The organism is Gemmiger formicilis (assembly GCF_024462815.1).
Classification (GTDB): Bacteria; Bacillota; Clostridia; order Oscillospirales; family Ruminococcaceae; genus Gemmiger.
This window is the reverse complement of record NZ_JANGCG010000125.1, coordinates 1-204: the sequence shown is the minus strand read 5'-3', so window position 1 is coordinate 204 and position 204 is coordinate 1. Positions and strand designations below refer to the sequence as shown.

The 204-nt window shown below is 49.0% G+C and carries 1 protein-coding gene; it reads right to left on the bottom strand.

All coding sequences use genetic code 11. The annotated features are described in order from the left end of the window. Positions 1 to 4: 4 nt before the first annotated feature. A partial coding sequence (locus NE623_RS14735; protein WP_256273646.1) for a hypothetical protein occupies positions 5 to 204 on the bottom strand: 200 nt, incomplete at its 5' end.

The following is a 204-nucleotide window of genomic DNA, read 5'->3' as shown; positions in this document are numbered from 1 at the left end:
CGTGCTATAATAATGGCGAGAACCAACCCAACAGCGTAAAAAAGTCGGCATCAAAACCGATGACTGACCATGGACGGCACGCTCTTTGGTTTCCGTTGGGGGTAAAGCAGATTTCCCGTAAGATATTCGTAAAAGGGAGGACGAAACGAGTATGAAAATCGTTTGTGGGGCATTGGCCGCTCTTTTGTTCTGTGTGGCAGGCGC